The organism is Nonomuraea sp. NPDC049625 (assembly GCF_040675285.1).
GTDB classification, from domain to species: Bacteria; Actinomycetota; Actinomycetes; order Streptosporangiales; family Streptosporangiaceae; genus Nonomuraea; species Nonomuraea angiospora_A.
Window position 1 is genome coordinate 704,190 of the sequence record NZ_JBFAOQ010000005.1, and the last position, 21,400, is coordinate 725,589.

A 21,400-nucleotide genomic window follows, 5' to 3' on the forward strand; every position below is an offset into this window, starting at 1 on the left:
ACTGCCCATCCGACCGGGACACACGAGCGTCAACCGGTCATGTCGTGGTGCCCACTCCCTTGCTCTCCCCCCAACGACGTTCAGAAGGAACACCAGCATGGCACGCACCTGGAAAACCCTCGCCGGCATGTCGACAGCCCTCGTCGTGCTCGCCGGCTGCTCGTTCGACTCCGGCAGTCCCGAGCCCACCGCGAGCGGCGGCGGCTCCAAGCTGATCATCGCCGACCTGTGGGCGCCCGACTCCGGGTACGCCCTGGAGACCGACGACGCCTTCACCCTCACCCGCGCCGGCTGCCTGGAGACCCTGGTGGCCGTGGACAAGGACAACCACGCTCAGCCCGCCCTGGCGACGGAATGGAAGCAGACGGAGCCCAAGTCCTGGACGTTCACCATCCGTGACACCAAGTTCCAGAACGGCACCGCGCTCACCGCGAAGGTCGTCGCCGACGATCTCAACCGGCTGCTGAAGGCCACGGCGCCGCCGCGCAGCTTCGCCCCCAGCGTCATTTCCGCGGTGACCGCCGTCGACGACCGGACCGTACGGATCGACACGCCGGAGGAGGACCTGTTCCTGCCGCTGCGGGTCAGCGTCCCGAACACCGGGATCCTCGCCCCTGAGGCGTTCTCCGGCACCACCACGAACCCGGTCGGCACCTGCACCGGACCGTTCAAGATCACCAACATCGGCACCGGCCAGTCGCTGTCGCTGGCCGCCAACGACGGCTACTGGGGCGGGGCCGTCGCCCTCGGCAGCGCGGAGATCCGCTACGCCGAGAGCGGCGCCACCCGCGCCACGCAGCTGCGTGCCGGTGAGGTGTCGGTGGCCGCCAACCTCCCCGTCACCACCCTCACCACCCTGAAGGGCGACAACAACATCACCCTGCAGCAGGTCGCGCTGCCCCGCACCACCGGCCTGTACCTCAACACCCGCAAGCCACCCTTCGACAAGGTCGAGGCGCGCCGCGCGATCCAGAAGGCCATCGGGCTCGACGCCATCGTCAAGGCGGTCTACGAGGGCACCGCCACCGCGGCCGCCGGACCGTTCACGCCTGACGAGCCGTGGACACCGGCCGGGCTGCAGCCCGTGCAGGGAAACGCCGCTGACGCCAAGGCCGCCATGGCCGCCGCCGGCATCGACCCCGGCTCGCTCGGCTTCGAGCTCATCGCCTATTCCGACCGGCCCGAGTTCGCCGACCTCGCCCAGGTGATCCAGGCGCAGCTGGCCGAGGCCGGCATCACCGTGAAGATCCGCACCGGGGACTACGCCTCGGTCGAGGACGACCTCATGGGCGGCAACTTCCAGGCGACCCTGCTGTCCCGCAACCACCTCATCGACCTGCCCGAGCCCATCAGCGTTCTGCGCTCGGACGAAACCTGCAAGGGCAGCTTCAACCTCGCCGGTTACTGCAACCCGAAGGTCGACGAGCTCGTCAAGGAGGCCGGAAGCACGGCGGACTCGGCCAAGCGCCACACCCTCTACGGTCAGATCGCCACCCAGCTGGCCACCGACGTGGCCTTCGTCCCGCTCGTCCACGAGAGCCTCACCATGGGCGTCGCGGACACCGTCAAGGGCCTGCCGACCGACCCGCTGGAGCGGACCCTGCTCACGAAGGACACGAAACTGTCGTGACCACGACCTCCCAGGAACACACCGGCCCCGGGACGGCACGGCGCTACGTCGTCGACGTCGTCCCGGGTGACGGGATCGGCACCGAGGTCGTCCCCGCCGCCGTGCGCTGCGTCGACCACCTGGCCGCGACCTTCGGGTTCACCGTCGAGTGGCGCGAGCGCGCGTGGGGGTGCGACCACCACCGGGCGCACGGGCGCATGATGCCCGTGGACGGCCTCGAGCAGCTCGCCTCCGGCGACGCCATCCTGCTGGGCGCCGTCGGCGCGCCGGACATCCCCGACGACATCACCCTGTGGGGTCTGCTCATCCCCATCCGCCGGGAGTTCGTCCAGTACGTGAACCTCCGGCCGGTCCGATCGCTGCCCGGGATCCGCTCGCCGTTGCGCTCGGACGCCCCGATCGACCTGGTCGTCGTACGCGAGAACGTCGAAGGCGAATACAGCGAGGTCGGCGGCCGGGTCAACCGCGGCCGGCCCGGCGAGTTCGCCGTCCAGGAGGCGGTCTTCACCCGGGCCGGCATCGAACGGGTCGCGCGCTTCGCCTCCGACCTGGCCCTGCGGCGTTCGGGCCGGCTGATCTCGGCGACGAAGTCGAACGGCATCATCCACACGATGCCGTTCTGGGACGAGGTGGTGGCCGAGGTGGCCGACGGCAGCGGGGTGCGGCTGGAGAAGGTCCTCATCGACGCGCTGGCCGCACGACTCGTGCTGCGTCCGGAGAGCGTCGACGTCATCGTCGCCTCCAACCTGTTCGGCGACATCCTCTCCGACCTCGCCGGCGCCCTGGCCGGGTCGATCGGGGTCGCGCCCAGCGCCAACCTCGACCCGACCAAGACGTACCCGTCGATGTTCGAGCCGGTGCACGGATCGGCGCCCGACATCGCCGGCATGGGCATCGCCAATCCGGTCGGCACCCTCTGGGCGGCGGCCATGATGCTGGATCATCTCGGCGAATCCGACGCCGCGGCCGGTCTCGTGTCCGCCTTCGAGCGCGTCCTCCGTGCGGGGACCGCCACCCCCGATCTCGGCGGCACGGCGAGCACCGAGCAGTTCACGACCGCCGTCGTCCACGCCCTCGCCGCTGGAACATCGTGAGCACGCGCCGACGATCCGGGGCCCTGCCGGATCCGCTGGACGCGACCGCCGTCCGGCGTCAGCTGCACCGGCGGCCCGAGGTCGGCTTCCTGGAGATCGAGACCGCGGATCTCGCCTGGAGCCTCCTGTCCGACCTGGGCTGGCGGCTGCGCGGCGGCGGCGACCTCGTCGACGTGCACGATCACCCCGGCGTGCCGGGCCGCGACGAGCTCGACGCCGCCGTCCGGCGGGCCGCCGCGCAGGGCGTGCCGGCGGAGTCGGTGCACCGTTTCCGTGACGGGAACACCGCCTTCGTCGCGGAGCTGCACGGCACTCGCCCGGGTCCGCTGGTCGGCCTGCGGGTGGACATGGACGCCCTGCCGATCCAGGAGAGCCGCTCCGGTGGCCACCACCCCGCGGCCGGGGGTTTCGGCTCGGACATCGACGGCGCGATGCACGCCTGCGGGCACGACGGGCACGTGGCCATCGGGCTGCGGGCCGCGGCCCTGCTGTCCGACAGGCAGTTCGCCGGCACCGTACGGCTGCTGTTCCAGCCCGCCGAGGAGGGCGTCCGCGGCGCCGCTCCCATGCTGGCCGCCGGGCTGGTCGACGACGTCGACGTCCTGCTGGCCGTCCACCTCGGCTTCGGCACCCCGGACGGATGCGTCGCGGCCGCGACCGAGCTGTACGGGACCTCGAAACTGCGGGCGGAGTTCACCGGGATCGCCTCCCACGCCAGCGGGGCGCCCGAAGCGGGCCGCAGTGCCCTGCTGGCGGCGGCGTCCGCCGTTCTGGGCCTGCACGCTCTGCCCCGTTACGCGACGGCGACGACCCGCGTCAACGTCGGGACGCTGCACGCGCCCGGTGCGCCGAACATCGTCAGCGCCCTTGCCGTCCTCGGCGCGGAGGTCCGGGCCGACGCCGCCGCCGAGCACGACGATCTGGAGCAGCGGGCCCGCGCCGTCCTCCACGGCGCGGCCGCCATGCACGGTGTCACCGTGGACATCGCCAGAACCGGCTGGGCGACCAGCGCGACCACCGACGGCGCGATCCTCGCCAGGATCGAGACCCTCGCCCCGAGCCACGGCCTGCGGCTCCTGCCGCCGCGTCCCCTGCGCGCGAGCGATGACGCGACGCTGTTCATGCGGCGCGTCCAGGAACGCGGCGGGCTCGCCGGATACCTGCTCGTGGGCGCCGGAACGTACGGACCGCATCATTCGCCGGCCTTCGACCTGGACGAGGCCGCGCTGGCCCCGGCCGCCGACCTGCTGGCCGCGCTCATCCGATCCTGGTGACCTCGCCCGGGCATGGCGACCGCCCGTCAGCGGGCGGTCGCCGTCCGGCCTTCAGCTCTGAGGGGCCGGCCGGACCTCGAAGGCCGTCTCGGGGTCGAGCGTGCCGCGGATCAGCAGCACGTCGGGCCCGTAGGCGTTCGACACCGCCACGACGCCCTCCCCGTTGCGGATCCGCGGGTCGTCGGGCAGGTCGCCGTACTGGAACACCATGCGACCGTCGGGGTGGAGCACCGCCTCGAAGGTGAGGCGCAGGCCGGTGCCCTTGAGCAGGACGCCGCGCCACTCGACGACGAACGCGCCGTTCACCGTCGCGGTGCGCACCGAGGACTGGTCGTCGTAGTCCAGGTTGTCGGTGTACGGCGCGGCCCAGGACCACTCGCCGGTCAGCGCGTCGTAGAAGAGCAGCATGCCGAGACCGGTGACGCCCACGCTGGTGAAGGTGTCGCCGGAGAGCGGGAAGGAGAAGGGCAGCGGCACCATCTCGCTGGTGGTCGCGTTGACGTTGCGCACCTCGGTGCCCTCGACCCACGCGCGTGGCTTGCGCGTGCAGGCGAAGCCGGAGTCGTCGACGGGCATGCCCTGGGTCAGGTCGACGACCAGGTCGCCCGTGACCGTCAGCCGTTTCTGGACGATCACCTCGCAGGCCCGGGCGAACGCCTGGATCCACTGGGTGCCACCGTGGACGCCGGTCAGCCGGTAGGCGCCGGTCTCGTCCGTGGTCGCGGCCGCGATGTTGCGGTCCATGACGGCCACGCTCACCCCGGGGAGGGGTTTGCCCGAGCTGTCCCTGATGACGCCGGAGATGTCGCTGCTGCTGGGATACAGGGTGATGTCGAGGTCGATGACCTGCCCCTCTTCGCCGAGCGTGACCTTGGAGGAGTAGTACTCCCAGTCGGCGGCGGCGATCGACACCGTGTACTCGCCCGGCAGGGGGAACAGGCGGTACGCGCCGGTGGCGTCGGTGACGGCCTGCTCCATGAGCGTCGAGTCGTTCGGCATCGCGTAGCCGACCTCGATGCCCTTGAGAGGCGTGCCGGCGGGGTCGCGCACCACGCCCTGGACGACGCCCGCGCCGTAGAAGCGGATGCCCATGCCCGAGCGCAGCACGGGCACGTTGCTGGAGTACTCGAAGCCGAGCGTCCCCGTGCTGTTCTCGATGCCGATCGTGGCCGAGGAGCCGCGTGGCATCAGGCCGCTCGACAGCGACTTGTACTGGATGAGGATCTGCCCGTTCTCGTGCAGTTCCGCGGAGAAGGTGAGGCGTGCCGTGGGCTGGGAGACCAGGGTGACGTTGCGCCACTCGACGAGGTAGCGCCGGTTGGGCGCGGCGCCGAGGGTGGCGGTGAGCACCTGCGCCGAGGAGTCCACGACGAGGTCGTCCCAGAAGGCGTAGATCGCGGAGTTGGGCAGGCCGCCGCTCGGGATCGCGCTGTTGATGGACAGGGTGCTGAGCCGCTGGAAGTTGATGAAGCCGTTGGTGGAGATCCACGCCTTGGTGTACGGCTTGCCGTACAGCGGGAAGGAGAAGGGCAGGGTGACCGCGACGCCCGCGTCGTCACCCGTCAGCGCCAGCGGGGTGGTGCCCGGCTCCCAGGTGAGCGTCGGGATGACGTCGCACTTGTTGTTGAAGGCGTCCTTGCGCAGCGGGGTGTCGATCTGGAGGACCTCGTCGGAGTCGACCACGAGCGTCACCGTGGTGGAGGCGCCGCACCGGGCTCCCCGCACGTTCACCCGCCAGGTGCCGACGGGGACGCCGAGCATGGCGAAGGCGCCGTCCGACTCGGTGGTGACGGGGTCGTAGGGGGTGCCCTCGATGCTGACCACCGCGCCGGGCAGCGGCTCGCCGCCGGACTGCCGGACCTCTCCGTAGACGTCGTAACGCGGGACCGTGGCCAGCGACAGGTTACGGGTGGTGGTGGCGCCGGCGACCACGGTCGCGGTGCCGGTGGCGGGCGCGAAGCCGAAGGCCCAGGCGGTGACCTCGTAGGAGCCGGGAGGCAGCGGGATGCTGAAGGTCCCGTCGGCGCCGCCGGTCAGGGTCCGCTTGACGCCGGAGGCGGTCAGCGTCACGGTCGGCTTCGGCACGGCCGCGCCGGTGGCGTCGCGGACGGTTCCGGCGAGCGTGCCGGTCTGGCCGCGCGGCGCGAAGGTGACGGCGGCGAAGGCGTCCAGCCGCCCCTGCCCCCACACCCGGTTGTTCGCGCTGTCGCCGCCGCAGCTGTAGTCGGTCACGTCCACGGCGGTCTCGTCCAGCGCCCGCCTGGTGGCGGCGATGTCGCCGCGCAGGGTCGGCGCGGCGGACCACAGCAGCGCCACCGCTCCCGCCACGTGGGGCGTGGCCATGGACGTGCCGCTGTAGGCCGAGTAGCCGCTGCCCGGCACGGACGAGCGGATGGCCACGCCGGGCGCGGCGATGTTGGGCTTGATCGCCGTGCCTTCCGGGTCGCCGCGGCTGGAGAAGTCGGCGATCTTCCCGTCGGACTGGTAGGCGCCGACGGCGTAGGTGTTGGCGTAGTCGCCGGGCGAGTGCGCGGTGGCGCACTCGGGGCCGGCGTTGCCCGCGGCGAAGAGCGGGAAGATGCCCGACGCCACCCAGGAGTTCACGATCTCCTGGTAGAAGGGGTCGCCCGCGTCACCGCCCCACGAGTTGCTCACCAGGTGCGGTGCCAGGTCGGGGCGCGGATTGTTGCCTTCCAGGTCGGTGGGCGCCAGCATCCACTGGCCCGCCTCCAGCAGGAAGACGTCGCTGCACCTGCTCGTCTCGCAGCCCTTGGCGCTGATCCAGGTGGCGCCGGGCGCCACGCCGATCCCGCCCGCGCCGACGATGGTGCCCATGGTGTGGGTGCCGTGCCCGTTGTTGTCGCACGGCGTCGCCGAGGGGACGCCGCAGACCAGCGTGGGGTCGAACCAGTTGTAGTTGTGGTCGTAGCTCCCGTCGGCCTTGCGCCCGCGGTACTGCCCGGCCAGGGCGGGGTGGTCGTACTGCACGCCGGAGTCGATCGTGGCGACGACGATGCCCTCGCCCTTGGCGCCGAAGCCGGACCAGACGCGCGGGGCGCCGACGGAGTCCACGCCCCACTCCACGCCCGCGACCTGGGCCGCGGCCTTGGCCGCGCGCTCGGGCTCCGGCAGCGAGACGCTGCCGGCCGGCCGTACCCGGGCCACGTCGGGCCGCTCGGCCAGCCGCTTGACCAGGCCGGCGTCGGCGCCGCGCACCAGCACGGCGTTGACCAGCCAGTACGGCGTGAAGATCGCCTTGGAGTCCTGGAGGAAGGAGCGCAGGCCGCGCTGGCTGCGCTCGGCGGTCGAGCGCAGCGTGCGGAACCCGTGCTCGGCCTTGGCGGCATGGCCGCGTAGCGACTTCCCGCCGGACAGGTCCGCCTTCTCCTTGAGCATCACGAACACGTCGGTGGTGTCGTGCTCGGCGAGCTTGGCGGCGACCGCGCGGTCGAGCCGGTCGGGCAGGGGGTCGTTCGCGGCGGCGGCCGGTACGGCTGAGCCCAGCAACAACGCGGGCACCAGCCAGAGGGCCGTCAGGAGGCGGCGGCGCATGTGTTTCCTTAGTCGAAGAGTGATTCGAGGTAGGCGTACGCCTCGTTGACCGACATGCCGACCATCGACTGGATGTTGGCGTACTCGAGTTCCGAGCGGGCCAGGGCCGTCCAGGTGCCGTCGCTGCCCGCGTCGAGGTCAGCCTCGAGGTAGGCGTCGACCAGCGCGTTGATCTCGTCGATCTGCCCCTGCGTGACGGTCGTCAGGTCGCCCTGCGGCGTGTTGACCGTGCGGAAGGCCGGTTCCATGCTCTGCATGAGGTGGGCGGTCTGCCTGCGGAGCGTGTCGCTGGTGGTGAGGAGTTCCATGGCGCGGCTGTTGGCCCGGGCGTACAGCTGCGCGTAGTGCATGACGGCGCCGGACTCGGCGTTCTCGAAGATGTCGCGGACGCGCAGCAGGCCGGCCACGGTCGCATCGGTGCCGGCGCCGTCGGGGTCCAGCGCCTCCAGGCCGACGCCGGTCAGCGACTCGTCGGCGAAGCACATGCACTGCTGGCGCGGCGACTCGTAGTTGCCGTCGATCCCGACCGCGCCGAAGGCACGCCAGGCCTCCAGCATCTCGGGCGAGTTCTTGCCGTACAGGTCCGAGGCCGCCTGGATGGCGCCGGCGCGCGTGTCGGAGAAGCGCGAGCGCGGGCCGAGCTGGGTGGTGAGGTCGCGGTAGGCGATCTCCTGGGTCTTCTCGATGCCGATGCGGGTGGCCAGGATGTACCAGGCGTGGCTGGGGATCAGGCTGTTGAAGTGGACCCAGCCGCCGTCTGCGCAGCCCAGCCAGTACTTGCTGTAGTGGTCGGGGTGCGGCTTGCCGTCATAGCTGAGCGCGCTGGGGTTGGCCAGGTCGCGGATGACGCCGAGCGAGCTGCCCTCGCCCGCCTTCCAGTTGGTGCTGCCCTTGACCTTGTACTCGGTGAAGGCCGCGAAGACGTCGGAGAAGCTCTCGTGGAGCGAGCCGCCCTGGAAGAAGGAGAACAGGCCGGCGCTGGAGTGGGTGACGCCGTGCTGCCACTCGTGGGAGACGATGGTGAGTGTGGCGGTGCCCTCGCCGAACATGGTCTCGCCGGTCAGCGGGTCGAAGAAGGCGTTCTTGACCGGCTGGTGGTTGCGGTCGTTGGAGTAGCGGGCGTAGGAGTTCATCCTGGCGCCCTCGCCGTCCCAGCTGTCGCGGCCGAAGGTGCTCGACAGGTAGTCGTAGAAGCGGCCGCTGTGGTCGTAGACGGCGTTGACGTCGGGCTCGGACACCGGGCCCTCGCCCTCGGTCCTGGCCGGGCCGCCGCTGGGGCGCGGGTTGTTGTTCAGGTCCCAGACGCTGCGGTTCTTGTACTCCAGGTGGCCGGGCTCGAACTTGACGATCCGCCCGGTGCTGAGCGCGTCGACGTAGAAGACCGTCGAACGGCCGTCGTCGGCGGCCATCGGCACCCGCCAGACCAGCGTGGCCGCCACCGGCTTGCCGGGGTCCGGTTCGTCGGGCAGCAGCAGGAGCTCGGGCGCCGCGCCCGCCTTCGCGCCCGGCATGGCCCGGCCGGCGGCGGTCACGGCGGATCCGGCGTCGAGGGTCGGCTTGGTGCCGGTGGGGGCCAGGTCGGGGATGAAGTTGTTGGTCAGGCTGAGCACGGTCTTGCCCTTGGCGTCGCGGTGGACGCCGACCCGGGCGCCGTACACGGGCACGCCGTCGACCTGCTGCTGGAACCAGTCGTGCTTGAGTCCCAGCGGGTCCTTGGGCCTGGCGGGCAGCTCCGTGAGCTGGGCGACGGGGTCCTTGGACGCCAGGAGCCCGGCGTTGGCGCGCAGCCAGCTCTTGACGTCCTTGCCGGTGGGGCTCTGCAGGCTCAGCATCGTGGGCACGCCCAGCCAGGGGTCCTTGGCCATGGTGACGCCGGTGTCGGCGGCGATCTTCGCTCCGTCGGCGGCGTTGGAGACCCCCACCTTGGCGAGCGCCTCGGTCACGCCCGGACGGAGGTAGCCGACCGGGGCGGGCTCGGGCGGGCCCGCGGCCGCCATGGTCACCGGCAGCTCGGTCCTGGCCTTCGCCGGAGGGGCGGCGACCGCGGAACCGGAGACGGAGAGCTGCGCGAGCAGCAGGACGGCCGCGCCGGCGGCCACGACCTTCACGCGGCGCGCCGCCTGGCCGGCCAGCCCCACGGCGAAGCACCAGGCCAGGGCCAGCACGAACGCGATCGGCCAGGGCGTGCTGACGGCCGCGAGCTCGCCGGGCGCCACCAGGGCGGTGACCGTGGCCGTGGTGGTGATCACGGCGGCGTACCCGGCCGAGGCGGCGAGCAGCCGGGCCCTGCCCCGGGTGAGCAGGCCGGCCGTCAGACCGGCCGCCACGGGCCCGAGCGCGAGCAGCACCATCGGCGAGCCCTGGAGCAGGAAGCGCAGCGGCCAGATCCGGCCGCCGGAGGAGAGCGTGGCCGACCACCAGTCCACCGGCCCGCCCGTGGCGGCGGCCGCCGCGGTGGTGACCCCGTTCACGCTCCTGGCCAGGAAACTCCCGACCAGTCCTTCCGCGCCGCTCACGAGCAGCGCCAGCATCCCCCAGGTCACCGCGACGCAGGCCGCGGCTGCGAGCCCACCCGCCCATAAGGCACGGAAAACGTTTTTGGCCAAGCGCATGGCATGCTCCACACAGGTGCGGGGGGTAACGGGAAGGGTGCAGACCGCCAGCACACAGGCATGCGTAGACCAGTGCTCACGGGGGCTGTAGGGAGGCCAGGGGATTGATCACCTGGAGTATTGAGCCTCCGTCATGTTCCGTCAATATCCATTTTTCGGACTTGACCGCGTACGTGTTGATGTATACGTTTTCTCCGCTTTGATCTTGGTGTCGCTGGTCCCGGCCCGCCGTGACACGAACGCCCGGAGCGAAGTCCGTTCTCACGGCCCGACCCAGCCTGGAGCAGCCGATGCGCCGCAGGTTCTTATTGGTCATGCTCGCCGTCGCGATGGCAGGGACCGGAATGACCGCCCCCGCCCCCGCCCTCGCCGATCCCGTCAGCCCCTCCCCCGCCACGTCCCCCGCCACGTCCCCCGCCGCGCCTTCCTCGGAGCGCCACACGATCTCCGTCGGCAGGCCCGCCGACCGCAAGACCGCCCGCGAGCGCGCCGCCAAGGCACGCGAGGCCCGGAAGACCCGCTCCGCCGACGTCACCACGCTGGACGTCGACGCGGGCAGCGTGACCCCGGTGGACACCGGCGCCGACGGCGCCAGGGCGCTGGCCGGCGCCCTGGTCGGCGACAGCAGCCTGGTCACGGCCTCCTACGTCACCACCCCGCCCGCCACCGGGACCAACGGCCTGGGCACCGGCATCGGCGGCCTCTCCGGCACCGGCGCCCTGCTGACCACGGGCGACGCCACCCTCGCGCCGCAGGCCAACCAGTTCCAATCCGACGGGCGCGACTCGGGCGGCGGCAAGGTCCGCGGCGACAGCGCCTACGACGTCACCGTGCTCCGGGTCGACCTGGACGTCCCGTCCTGGGCCAAGTGCATGACCTTCGAGGTCAAGTACTTCAGCGAGGAGTTCCCCGAGTTCGTCAGGTCCGCCTACAACGACGGCTTCGTCGCCGAGCTGGACCGCAGCACCTGGACCACCAACGAGTCGACCATCCTGGCGCCGGACAACTTCGCCTTCGACCCCTCCGGCAACGTCATCTCCACCAACACGACCGGCCTGCTGGCGATGACCGCCTCGGCCTCGGCCGGGACGACGTACGACGGGGCCACGCCGCTGATGAAGGCCTCAACCCCCATCACCGGCGGGTCGCACAAGCTGTACCTGTCGATCTTCGACCAGCACGACGCGGTCTACGACTCGGCCGCGCTGGTGCGCAAGCTCACCTACACCCAGGACGAGCCGGCCGAGTGCGGCACCGGCGCCAAGCCCGTCACCAAGCCGGTGATCTTCGTGCCGGGCATCATGGGGTCCAAGCTGAGGGACGCCAGCACCGAGTACTGGCCGGGCACCCTGACCAAGCTGCTCAGCCTGAGCGACTCGCACCTCGACAACATCATGCTGAACGACGACGGGGAGACCGACGCCAAGGGCAACGGCGTCTACGCCCCCGAGGTCATCATGAAGATCCTCAACATCAAGTCCATCTACGCGGGCACCGTCAGCCACCTGCAGAACGCCGGGTACGTGCTGGGCGACATCGAGAACCCGCAGCCGGGCGAGAACCTCTTCCTCAACCCCGTGGACTGGCGCAAGTCGTCGAACCACAACGCGGACCAGCTGCTGGACCGGATCGAGTCGGTCCTGCAGGCCACCGGCGCCGACCGGGTCAACATCATCGCCCACTCCCAGGGCGGGCTGGTGACGCTGGCCGCCACGCGCATGCAGCGCTCGGTCGGCAAGATCAACCGGATCTCCACCATCGCCACGCCGTACCTGGGCGCCGCGAAGGCGCTGGGCGTCATGCACTACAAGACGCCCTGCGTGATCGACCTGACCGCCGGCCGCTGCCTGCTCAACAGGAACCAGGCCGCGAAGATCACCAAGAACTTCCCCGGCTTCCTGGAGCTCCTGCCTTCCGACAACTACCACACCGTGGTCGAGCCACCGGTCAACCGCGTACCGGGCGGCCCGCTCACCCCCGACCAGGTGCGCGACATGCTCAGCGACAAGAACCTGGCGCTGATCGACAAGGCCCGCGCCTGGCACCGGGCGTCCGACGCCTGGAATCCCGCCGAGTCCAGGGTCGGCCTGACCCGCCTGGTGGGCACCGGCGTGACCACCCCGGTGAGCTTCGACGAGTTCCCCGAGGCGCACTGCAACGAGAAGAAGGGCTGGTGGGACGGCTGCGTCAACGGCACCGGCGTCATGATCAACTGGAGTGACCTCGGTGACGGCACCGTGCCGCTCGGCTCGGCCCGGCTCACCGCGGGGCTGCGCGGCAACTCCGTGGTCCAGCCCGCCTACTCCGGCATCGGCCACGTCGAACTGCCCAACGAGTCGCAGGTCGTCTACGACGCCGTCAACGCCGTCCAGGGCGAAGGACCCGTCACGGCCGCCCTCGCGGCGCAGCAGGACGACAGCGTCCAGGCGGCCGCCGCCGGCGGGCTCACGGGCACCGAAGTGGAGATCAGAGGCCCGGTCAACCTGCTGCTCACCGACGCGGGCGGGCTGCGCACCGGGTTCACCGACCCGGCGACCGAGGTCGAGCTGGAGGACATCCCCGGCAGCTCCTACGCCGCGGGCGTCGGCCCGTACAAGCGCATCTCCGCCTTCCTCCGCCAGGGCAGGGCCGCGGCCACGATCACCTCGACGGACTTCGGCTACGTCTACCTCCGGCTGCGCACGTACGAGAACGGCGTCATCACCTCGACCATCCCGTACGAGCCCATCCTCATCGGGCCGAACGACCACATCACCCTCAACGGCGGCGGCGTCACGGTCCCCGCGACCCGCGTCTCCGTCACGCCGTGCGACTCGGGCTGCCCGGCCCAGGACCCGCTGCCCACGGTGACCGGTTCGGCGGCGGACGACGAGACCCCGCCCGACACCGACGTCACGCTCGGGTACGACGAGTACGACGGCAGGAAGCGGGTGCACGTCGACGCCTCCGCGACCGACGCCGGCGGGTCGGGCGTGGGGCGGATCGAGTGGGCCATCGTGTCCAGCGATCCGGACGACACCCCGCAGTACTCCACGTACGGCCTGCCGTTCTACTGGATGAAGCCCACCGGTTCCACCGGGACCTGGACGCTCCACCTGCGGAGCATCGACAAGGCGGGCAACATCGACGGCTCGTACGTGAAGATCCCGCTCAACCTCTGACCGGGACCCCACCGGGACGCTGACCCGGCCCGCGGCGACGGTCCCGGGTCAGCGTCCCCCACACCCGACCCGGCGAAGGTCCGGGTCAGCGGCCGGGCGCCCGGCCCGGCGCGCGTCCCGGGTCGGCGTTCGCGGGCTGCTGTCAGGCCGCGCGGGAGGACACCAGCTCGCACAGGGCCTCCAGGACCTGCTTGGCCGGGCAGTCACGGAGCCGGCCGGCGGCCGAGCGCGCCTCGGCCGCGTACCTGGCCGCCTCCGACCCGGCGGCGGCCAGGCCCGCCGACGAGCGCAACAGCTCCAGCGCCTCGGCGTGCAGTTCGGCGTCCTGGAGCGGGCCGGCGGCCAGGAGCTCGCCGAGCCGTCCGCCCTCGCGCAGCGCCAGCAGGGCGGGCAGGGTCAGCACGCCGGCGCGCAGGTCGGTCCCCGCCGCCTTGCCCGCCCTGTCCGCGCCGGAGACGATGTCGATCAGGTCGTCGGACAGCTGGAAGGCCACGCCGAGCGCTTCGCCGTACTCCCCCAGCGCCGCGACCGTGCCGGCGTCGGCGCCCGCGCAGATGCCGCCCAGCCGTACGGACAGCGCGATGAGGGAGGCGGACTTGTCGCGTACCACCTCCAGGTGGTGCGCGACGGGATCCTGGCCGGGACGCGGGCCCGCCACCTCCCTGATCTGCCCCATCACCAGCCGCTCGAACGCCTCCGCCTGAGCGCGGCGCGCCTGCTCGTCCAGGCCCAGGCTGAGCGTGGCGGCGCGGGCGACCAGGTGGTCGCCGGCCAGAATCGCGATCTTGTTGTTCCAGCGGGTGTGCGCGCTGGGCACCCCGTGGCGCAGCGGCGCCTCGTCCATCACGTCGTCGTGGTACAGCGAGGCGGCATGGACGAGCTCGACGACCGCGGCCGCGTCCAGCACCGAGTCGCGCTCCGGGTCGCCGAACTGGGCGCCCAGCAGCACCAGGAGCGGGCGCCACCGCTTGCCGCCCGCGCCCAGGAGGTAGCCGGCGGTCTGGCTCACCAGGGGGTCGGGCGATTCCGCGGCTGCCACGTGCAGCCTGGCCTCCACTTCGGCCATGCTCTTGCGCAGGTGTTCCGCCAGGTCAGGGTCGGTTAACTTCAGCTGCTCGATAGCCGACATATCCGCCTTCTCCGTGATATTTCATGATCCGGCAGACTCTAACCCTGAGATCCGCGTGTCACGAGGCCGCCCTGCGGTGACGGCTGCCCCGACGGCGATGCCGGCGGCAGGAAGGGCCACGGCCGCGATGACGCTGCCCATGATCAGCGCCGTGGTCATCCACTCCAGCGCGTAGACGCTCCACGCCAACAGCCCGTAACCGGTGAGGGCCGCCACGCACACGACGGAGAAGCCGACGGCGCCGGTCCGGCGGCCGCGCTGATCAAGGGGGGACGTCATAGCGCCGATGATCGCATGTCATCGCGCCCTTCACGGGATCATGGACAGCCTCGGGCGAGAAAATTAGGGTGGAGATCGCTGGCCGACACGTGGCTGACCCGGGGACCGGTGATATGGGGATTTTGCGGCAGATCTGGCCGGCCGTTCCCAGCCGTCACCCCCGCCCGGATACCGTACGCGCACTCGCCGCCCAGCTCGCGACCCGGGACGGCCATGGCCGCTGACCGGCTCATGGGCGGCAACGACCAGGCCGTGGTGCGGATCGGCGCCACGGTGCGGCGGCCGGTGCGCGCGTGGTCGGCGTCGGTTCACGAGCTCCTGCGGCACCTGGAGCGCAAGGGGTTCGGCGGCGCTCCCCGCGTCCTGGGCGTGGACGCGGAGGGCCGGGAGATCCTCACCTACCTGGTGGGCGAGATCGCCGGCGCGCCGCCGTGGCCCGCGTGGGCGTGGAGCGAGGACGCGCTGGTCCAGGTGGCCCGCTGGCTGCGCGACTACCACGAGGCCGTGGCCGACTACGTGCCCGCTCCCACGGCGCGCTGGCGGCTCGGCGGGTCCTGGACACCGGGAACGATCATCGCGCACAACGACGCCGGGCCGTTCAACGCCGCCTGGCACGAGGGCAGGCTGACCGGCTTCTTCGACTGGGACTTCGCCGGGCCGGTCACACCGGACTCGGACGTGGCGTGGGTGGCCATCGCCTGGGTGCCGCTGTACGCCCGGCGTGCGGCGACGGCCGACGGATTCCGCGACGAGGCCGCCCGGCCGGAGCGGCTGCGCCTGTTCCTCGAGGAGTACGGCTGGCGCGGCGGCCCCGAGGAGATCGTCCGCGAGGCGCAGGCGCGCCTGCGCGTGCGGGCCCGCCAGATACGCAGATATGGCCGCGGCCCCGACGAGCTTTACGTCCAGCTGTACGAAGGCGGCGTCGCCGACGACCTCGACCAGGCGATTCAGGAGTTGTCCGAGTTTCCCTTGTAAAAAATTCTGTCCTGGAGAGAATGCAGTGAAGGAATCCGTCCGGACGTAAGGTGGGGCCATGCGAAGACGTCCTGTCATGGTGAAGCTCGAAGAGACGAGCATGCGCGTCGGCGCCGTCACCGCGTCGAATTCCGCCGGCAACTGACAGCGTGCGGGTGAGGTGTTTTCACCTCACCCGCACTCGGAGGAACACGTGACGGATTGGCGCCCCCGCCTGCGGGAAAGCGTGATCGTCCAGACCGAGGGCGACGAACTGCTCTTCCTCTGCACGGCGGACAGAACGGTGAAGAGATTCGCCGCCGACGCCTTTGTGAAACGGGTGATAACACTTCTGGACGGCACTCGTACATATGCCGAGATCGAGCGGTCCGTCGGTGACTCGCAGCCGCTCGGCGAGGTGCTGCAAATCCTCACGGAAGAGAGGCTGCTGAGCCGGGTCGGTCACCTCGAGGGGTCGTTCGCGCGGCTCGGCGACGATCGCGCCCAATTCTACGACCGCCAATTGCGGCTGCTCCAGGATTTCTGCGACCAGGGCCTCACCGACCTTTCCAGCGGCGTGCAGTTGCAGGAGCGCGTCGACCGCTCGACCGCGGTGGTGTGCGGGGTCGGCGGGCTCGGCGGCTGGGTCGCGCTCTCCCTGGCGAACGCGGGCGTCGGCACCATCCGCTTATGTGACTTCGACCGGGTCGAGCCGTCGAACCTGACCCGGCAGACCCTGTTCTGCGTCGCCGACGTGGGAGCGTCCAAGGTCGAGGCGGCCGCGGCCAGGCTGCGGGCCGCCAATCCCTTCGTCACGGTCGAGACGTTCGACCGGCGCGTCACCTCCGCCGCCGACCTCGCCGACCTGGTAGACGGCGCGGACATCGTGATCAACGCGATCGACCTGCCCACGCCCAACGACACGTCCACCTGGGTCAGCGAGGCCTGCTGGCCGGACGTGCCGCACATCCTGGGCACCGGGTACGCGTACCACATCGGGGTGCTCGGCACGACGGTCCTGCCCGGGGAGACCGCGTGCTGGACCTGCGTCCGCGCCGAGACCTTCGCCGACCACGGGCGCGGCCGGATGGAGTCGCTGGTCGGCAAGAGGCAGAAGGCGGGCGCCATCGGGGCGCTGTGCGGGCTGGTCGGCACGATTCTGGCCTGGGAGGCGATCCGGGTCCTGACGGGGTTGCCCCCGGCGCTGAGCGGGCGGTGGAGCGAGGTGGACTTCTGGCCGCTGGAGATCCGCTCGCGGCCCATCCCGAAGCGGCCCGACTGCCCGAACTGCGGAGAACGGCTCTCTGACGAGAAACGGGAAACAACGCCGTGAATCCGGGTCGAGAAACCTCGCCGAATGCCGCTCTTCATACCAGAATAGATTTCCATGGAGGTCGTCGGCGACGGAATGATTGCCCGGGCGTTCGCCAATTCACCGATGAAGATGGACGGCACGGTGGTGTTCGCCGCCGGGGTGTCGCGGTCGACCACCACCGAAGCGACGGAGTTTCACCGGGAAGCCGCTCTGCTCCATGAGGCGATGGGCAACGCCCGCCGGCTCCTCTATTTCTCCACGGCGTCGGCGCATCTCTACGGGAACGGCGACGGATCGCCGCGTTCGGAAGAGGACCCGGTTCATCCCACCACCGCGTACGGGCGCCACAAGGTGGAGATGGAGAAAGCGATACGGGCGTCCGGGGTGGACCATCTCATCCTCCGGGTGACGGAGGTCGTCGGGCCCCACCAACGGCGGCATCAGCTGCTGCCCGCACTGGTTTCCCAGGTCAACGAGGGTGTGGTGACCGTCTACCGGGGAGCGCGCCGCGATCTCATCGACGTCGCGGACCTCGTGACCATCGCCGCCGAACTCCTCTCCTGCGGCCTTCGTCACGCGACGGTCAATATCGCCTCGGGCCATCCGGTGACCGCCGAGGAAATCGTCTCCTATCTGCTGACATTGTCCGGCCGGGCCGTCACCAAGGTCTATGTCGACACCCCGGCCAACGACTACAACGTCTCGACGAAGAGAATGGCGCAGCACGCGCCGTCCACGGCCCGGATGGGTTTCTCGCCGACCTACTATCGAAGCGTCATCGACCGCTATTACCGTTTCTGAAGAAGCTCAGGCGTGCGCGGCGGCGTGAATACCGTAGAGGTCCGCGTACATGCCGTTCCGGGTGAGCAGTTCGTCATGCCTGCCGCACTCCACCAGCTTTCCCGCCGCCATCACCAGAATGAGGTCGGCGTCGGCCACGGTGGAGAAACGGTGGGAGACGATGACGCTGATCGCTCCGTTCAAGGCCGCGAGTTCGCGGGAACGCCGCGCGTAGCGGCCGAAGATGGCGTGCTCGCTCGGGGCGTCCAGGGAGGCGGTGGGCTCGTCCAGGACGAACAGCAGGGGCCGGGCCCGTGCGCCGGAGCGGGCGAGCGCCACCTTCTGCCACTGGCCCTCCGACAGCTCGATCCCGCCGAAGCGGCGGCCGAGCTCGGTGGCGGGGCCGTCTGGCAGGCGGGAGACCAGTTCTCCGGCGTCGGCGTCGCGCACCGTGGAGTTCAGATCGCCCCGGCCGCCCATCAGGACGGAGTCCTCGAAGGTGGTGCAGTAGCGGCCGAAGTCCTGGAAGGCGGCGCTCATCGAGGCCCGCCAGCCGGCGGTGTCCAGGGCCGACAGCTCCACGTCGTCGACGAGGATGCTGCCCGAGTCGGGGGCGTACATCTTCGCCAGGAGCTTGACCAGCGTGGTCTTGCCTGAACCGTACTCGCCGACCACCGCGACCACCGCTCCGGCGGGCAGGTGCACGGACAGGTCCTCGAGGACGGGCTCGGTGGTCCCGGGGTAGGTGAAGGACACGTTCCGCAGCTCGATCCCGCGCCGCAGCCGGACGGGCGGGGCCGCGTCGGCGGTGTCGCGGTGCGTCCGGGCGTACTCCATGAGCCACAGGTAGGGCCGCAGCAGCCGGCGGTACCCGCCGACCTGCATGGATCGGTGCAGCGCGTGCTCGACCACGTTGCGGAACTGGACGCCCATGGAGACGGCCAGGATGATGTCCCCCGGGTGGCCCGACGCGGTGACCAGGAAGATCGCCAGGGTGAAACCGGCGCCGAAGACCAGCCAGCCCGCCGACGACCAGCCGGCGGCGACCAGGGCGGCGCGGGCGCGTGAGCGCGTCACCCGGTCCCAGGCTTCGGCCTGCAGCTTGAGCGCCTCCGCCGCCGCGCCGTAGACGCGCAGTTCCTTCAGCGCGGCCGGGTTCACGCAGATGTCGTCGTACAGGTCCCGGTGGAGGCGCAGGTCCTCGGCCGACTCCAGGTCCTCTTCGGCGATCTTCTTGCGGCCGTGCCGTTCCATGGCCAGCTGTACGGCGGCGCACGGCAGCAGCGCGAGCAGCCAGGGGTTCACGCCACCCAGCACCGCGAGCGCCACCAGCAGTCCGATCGTGGCGGCGACGGCCTGAAGGACCGCCCACGCCCAGTCCACCACCGCGCCGGACTGGCCGCGCAACGTGGTGACCCGGTCCAGGAACTCGGGCTCCTCCAGATGTCCCACCTGCGGCAGTTCGGCGCAGGCGCGCAGGATCCGGGGCTCCACCTCGGTCAGGCTGATCCGCTCCACCAGGTGGATGGTCCGCAGGTAGGCGATGTGCTCGACGCCGAGGTTGAGGGTGAGCACCAGCGCGGCGCCCAGCGCCGCCACGCCTATCGCGGTGGCGGTGCCCGCCTGGGTGGCCTCCACCAGCGCGCGCAGCGTGAGCCCCACCGCCGCGAACATGACCGTCGAGGCCACGTGCCAGCCGATCAGGAAGGCCGTCGCCCCGGGATGGCGTTGCCGGCACAGCACGATCAGCTCACGCCACAGGCGCGCGTACTCCCTCACGCGAGATCTCCTTCGTCCAGCCGGTCGTCGTATCCCTGGCTGAAGCGCTGGGCTTGAAGCGCGTACATGGTGGCGTACTGCCCGCCCTCGGCCATGAGCTCCTCGTGCGTCCCGGACTCGGTGATCCGGCCGCCGTCGAGCAGCACGATCCGGTCCGCCTGCCGTACCGTCGAGAGGCGGTGCGAGATCAGCACCACGCTGATCCCCTCGGTGATGTCCGGCAGCCGCTGGAACAGGTCGTGCTCGGTGCGGACGTCCAGGTGGGCCGTGGGCTCGTCCAGCACCAGGATCCTGGCCCCCCGGCGGGTGGCGTAGAGCGCGCGGGCGAGCGCGACCTGCTGCCACTGGCCGCCCGACAGGTCCACCCCCGCGGTACGGCTGCGCGACAGCGGCGTGTCGTACCCGCCGGACAACCGGCTCACCACGGGGACCAGCCCGGCGTCCCGGACGACGCCGGAGAGCAGATCGGGGTCGGCGGCCCCGAGGGCGATGTTGTCGCGCAGGGAGAGGGGGTACTTCAGGAAGTCCTGGAACACCACGCTCAGCCGGGACTGCCAGTCGGGGATGTCCGCGATGTCCGTCCCGTCGGCGAGGATCCTGCCCGAGTCGGGCCGGTACAGCCCGGCCAGCAGCTTGGTCAGCGTCGACTTGCCCGCGCCGTTGAGCCCGACCAGCGCCAGCGACTCCCCCGGCCTGATCTCCAGGTCGACGCCGTTGAGCACCTGCCGGCCCGGGTAGCCGAAGCGTACGTTCTCGAAGCGCAGCAGCGGCGGCGGGCCCGCGGGGGTTTCGGCGTGCGCGCGCAGGGGGATCGGCGCGGGGTTGATCCGCTCCAGCTCACCGGCGGCCCGCCTGACCGGCCGGGCCCCTTCCAGGGAGATCACGTCGTCGGTCCTGATGGCCACGCTGAACACCGACCAGGCCGCGGTGACCACGGCCACCTCCAGCGCGATGCTGCCCTGGCCGGCGGCCGTGCCGAGGGCCACCCAGGTGAAGGCCACGGTGCATCCGGCCAGCGGGAGGAGCAGCGCCAGCCACAACTGGCGCAGCACCCGCCGATCGTCCTCCCACACGGGATCCACGTGGGTGCGCATGTCACGCGTGTAGTGCCCGAGCAGCCATTCGCCCGCTCCGAAGACGCGCAGCTCCCGGCCCGCCGCCGGCGTGGTGGCGACCTCGCCCCAGTACTTCCACCGCCGGTGGTACAGGACGCCTTCCACCCAGATCCGGAAATGCCGGACCCACTGGCGGCCGTGCATCATGCGGAAGCACACCGCCGGGATGACCGTCGCCGGCACCAGCCACCACGACCACCAGGCCAGCACCACCGCGGACGACGCCATCCCGACGGCATGGCCCACCAGCTCCAGCTGGCTCACGGCGCCGTCGCCCGACGTCCTGTCGACCCAGTCCCGCGGCTCCGCCGTGGTCGTCTTCACCCGGTCCTGGACGTCCTGCCTCTCGGCCACGTCCACGGTCGGCACGCCCATCACCAGGGCGGCGATCCGCGTGCGGTGCGCGCCGTCGATGCGGTCGGCCGCCAGCCGTCCCACGGGGAGCCGGAACGCCAGCGCCAGCTGCCCGGCCAGGACCACGCCGCTCATGAGCAGCACCGGCGCGAGTGCGGATCGGCCGTCCGCCGCCACCAGTTCCTGGACGGCGATCGCGATGCCCGCGGGCACCACCGCATCGATGAGAACCATCACGGTCAACGCGATGGACACCGCCGGGCCCGCGTAGCGGAAGAGCCTCAGCAGGTCCAGCCTTTCTCGCATGGGCATCCCTCAGGCAAGGCCGATGAAAACTTTCCATTCCCTCGCGAAATCTTGCGCAGCGTATGT

The 21,400-nt window shown here is 71.1% G+C and carries 13 protein-coding genes; 7 read left to right on the top strand and 6 right to left on the bottom strand.

Features of this window, described 5'->3' with window-relative positions; genetic code table 11:
- Positions 1–97 precede the first annotated feature (97 nt).
- Genes AB0J87_RS25770 through AB0J87_RS25780 form a run of 3 tightly spaced genes read left to right on the top strand, consistent with a single transcriptional unit; the run spans position 98 to position 3,998 of the window.
- Positions 98–1,630, top strand: a complete 1,533-nt coding sequence (locus AB0J87_RS25770; protein WP_363968991.1) for an ABC transporter substrate-binding protein — start codon at positions 98–100, stop codon at positions 1,628–1,630.
- Positions 1,627–2,724, top strand: coding sequence for a tartrate dehydrogenase (locus tag AB0J87_RS25775; protein WP_363968993.1), 1,098 nt, complete (start codon positions 1,627–1,629; stop codon positions 2,722–2,724). Before AB0J87_RS25770 ends, AB0J87_RS25775 begins: the two co-directional genes overlap by 4 nt.
- On the top strand, positions 2,721–3,998 hold the full coding sequence (locus AB0J87_RS25780) for an amidohydrolase (RefSeq protein WP_363968995.1): 1,278 nt from the start codon (positions 2,721–2,723) through the stop codon (positions 3,996–3,998). The genes AB0J87_RS25775 and AB0J87_RS25780 overlap by 4 nt, the downstream gene beginning before the upstream one ends.
- A 51-nt stretch (positions 3,999–4,049) precedes the next feature.
- Here the strand turns inward: AB0J87_RS25780 and AB0J87_RS25785 are convergent, their stop codons facing one another.
- Both AB0J87_RS25785 and AB0J87_RS25790 read right to left on the bottom strand, forming a co-directional pair.
- Complete coding sequence (locus AB0J87_RS25785; protein ID WP_363968997.1) at positions 4,050–7,550, bottom strand: carboxypeptidase regulatory-like domain-containing protein; 3,501 nt, start codon at positions 7,548–7,550, stop codon at positions 4,050–4,052.
- 8 nt (positions 7,551–7,558) lie between these two features.
- The gene (locus AB0J87_RS25790) at positions 7,559–10,162 is read right to left on the bottom strand and encodes a M4 family metallopeptidase (protein WP_363968999.1); all 2,604 of its coding nucleotides are present in this window, start codon (positions 10,160–10,162) and stop codon (positions 7,559–7,561) included.
- Between the two features lie 290 nt (positions 10,163–10,452).
- Between AB0J87_RS25790 and AB0J87_RS25795 the strand changes: the two genes are divergently transcribed.
- The gene (locus tag AB0J87_RS25795) at positions 10,453–13,323 is read left to right on the top strand and encodes a choice-of-anchor L domain-containing protein (RefSeq protein ID WP_363969001.1); all 2,871 of its coding nucleotides are present in this window, start codon (positions 10,453–10,455) and stop codon (positions 13,321–13,323) included.
- Positions 13,324–13,465: 142 nt separating this feature from the next.
- Here the strand turns inward: AB0J87_RS25795 and AB0J87_RS25800 are convergent, their stop codons facing one another.
- Positions 13,466–14,452 carry a polyprenyl synthetase family protein gene (locus AB0J87_RS25800; protein ID WP_350740162.1) on the bottom strand — a complete coding sequence of 329 codons (987 nt, stop codon included), beginning with the start codon at positions 14,450–14,452 and terminating at the stop codon, positions 13,466–13,468.
- A gap of 21 nt (positions 14,453–14,473) precedes the next feature.
- Positions 14,474–14,731 carry a hypothetical protein gene (locus AB0J87_RS25805; RefSeq protein WP_363969003.1) on the bottom strand — a complete coding sequence of 86 codons (258 nt, stop codon included), beginning with the start codon at positions 14,729–14,731 and terminating at the stop codon, positions 14,474–14,476.
- Between the two features lie 213 nt (positions 14,732–14,944).
- Between AB0J87_RS25805 and AB0J87_RS25810 the strand changes: the two genes are divergently transcribed.
- The 3 genes from AB0J87_RS25810 (at position 14,945) to AB0J87_RS25820 (ending at position 17,801) form a co-directional block, all read left to right on the top strand.
- The gene (locus tag AB0J87_RS25810) at positions 14,945–15,706 is read left to right on the top strand and encodes a phosphotransferase (protein WP_363969005.1); all 762 of its coding nucleotides are present in this window, start codon (positions 14,945–14,947) and stop codon (positions 15,704–15,706) included.
- 193 nt (positions 15,707–15,899) lie between these two features.
- A complete protein-coding gene (locus AB0J87_RS25815) occupies positions 15,900–17,018 on the top strand; it encodes a ThiF family adenylyltransferase (RefSeq protein ID WP_363969007.1) in 1,119 nt (372 codons plus the stop codon).
- Between the two features lie 54 nt (positions 17,019–17,072).
- Positions 17,073–17,801, top strand: coding sequence for an NAD-dependent epimerase/dehydratase family protein (locus AB0J87_RS25820; RefSeq protein WP_363969009.1), 729 nt, complete (start codon positions 17,073–17,075; stop codon positions 17,799–17,801).
- Positions 17,802–17,807: 6 nt separating this feature from the next.
- Here AB0J87_RS25820 and AB0J87_RS25825 read toward each other — a convergent pair whose 3' ends face one another.
- A complete protein-coding gene (locus AB0J87_RS25825) occupies positions 17,808–19,559 on the bottom strand; it encodes an ABC transporter ATP-binding protein (protein ID WP_363969011.1) in 1,752 nt (583 codons plus the stop codon).
- Complete coding sequence (locus AB0J87_RS25830) at positions 19,556–21,334, bottom strand: ABC transporter ATP-binding protein (RefSeq protein ID WP_355199285.1); 1,779 nt, start codon at positions 21,332–21,334, stop codon at positions 19,556–19,558. The genes AB0J87_RS25825 and AB0J87_RS25830 overlap by 4 nt, the downstream gene beginning before the upstream one ends.
- Positions 21,335–21,400 lie beyond the last annotated feature (66 nt).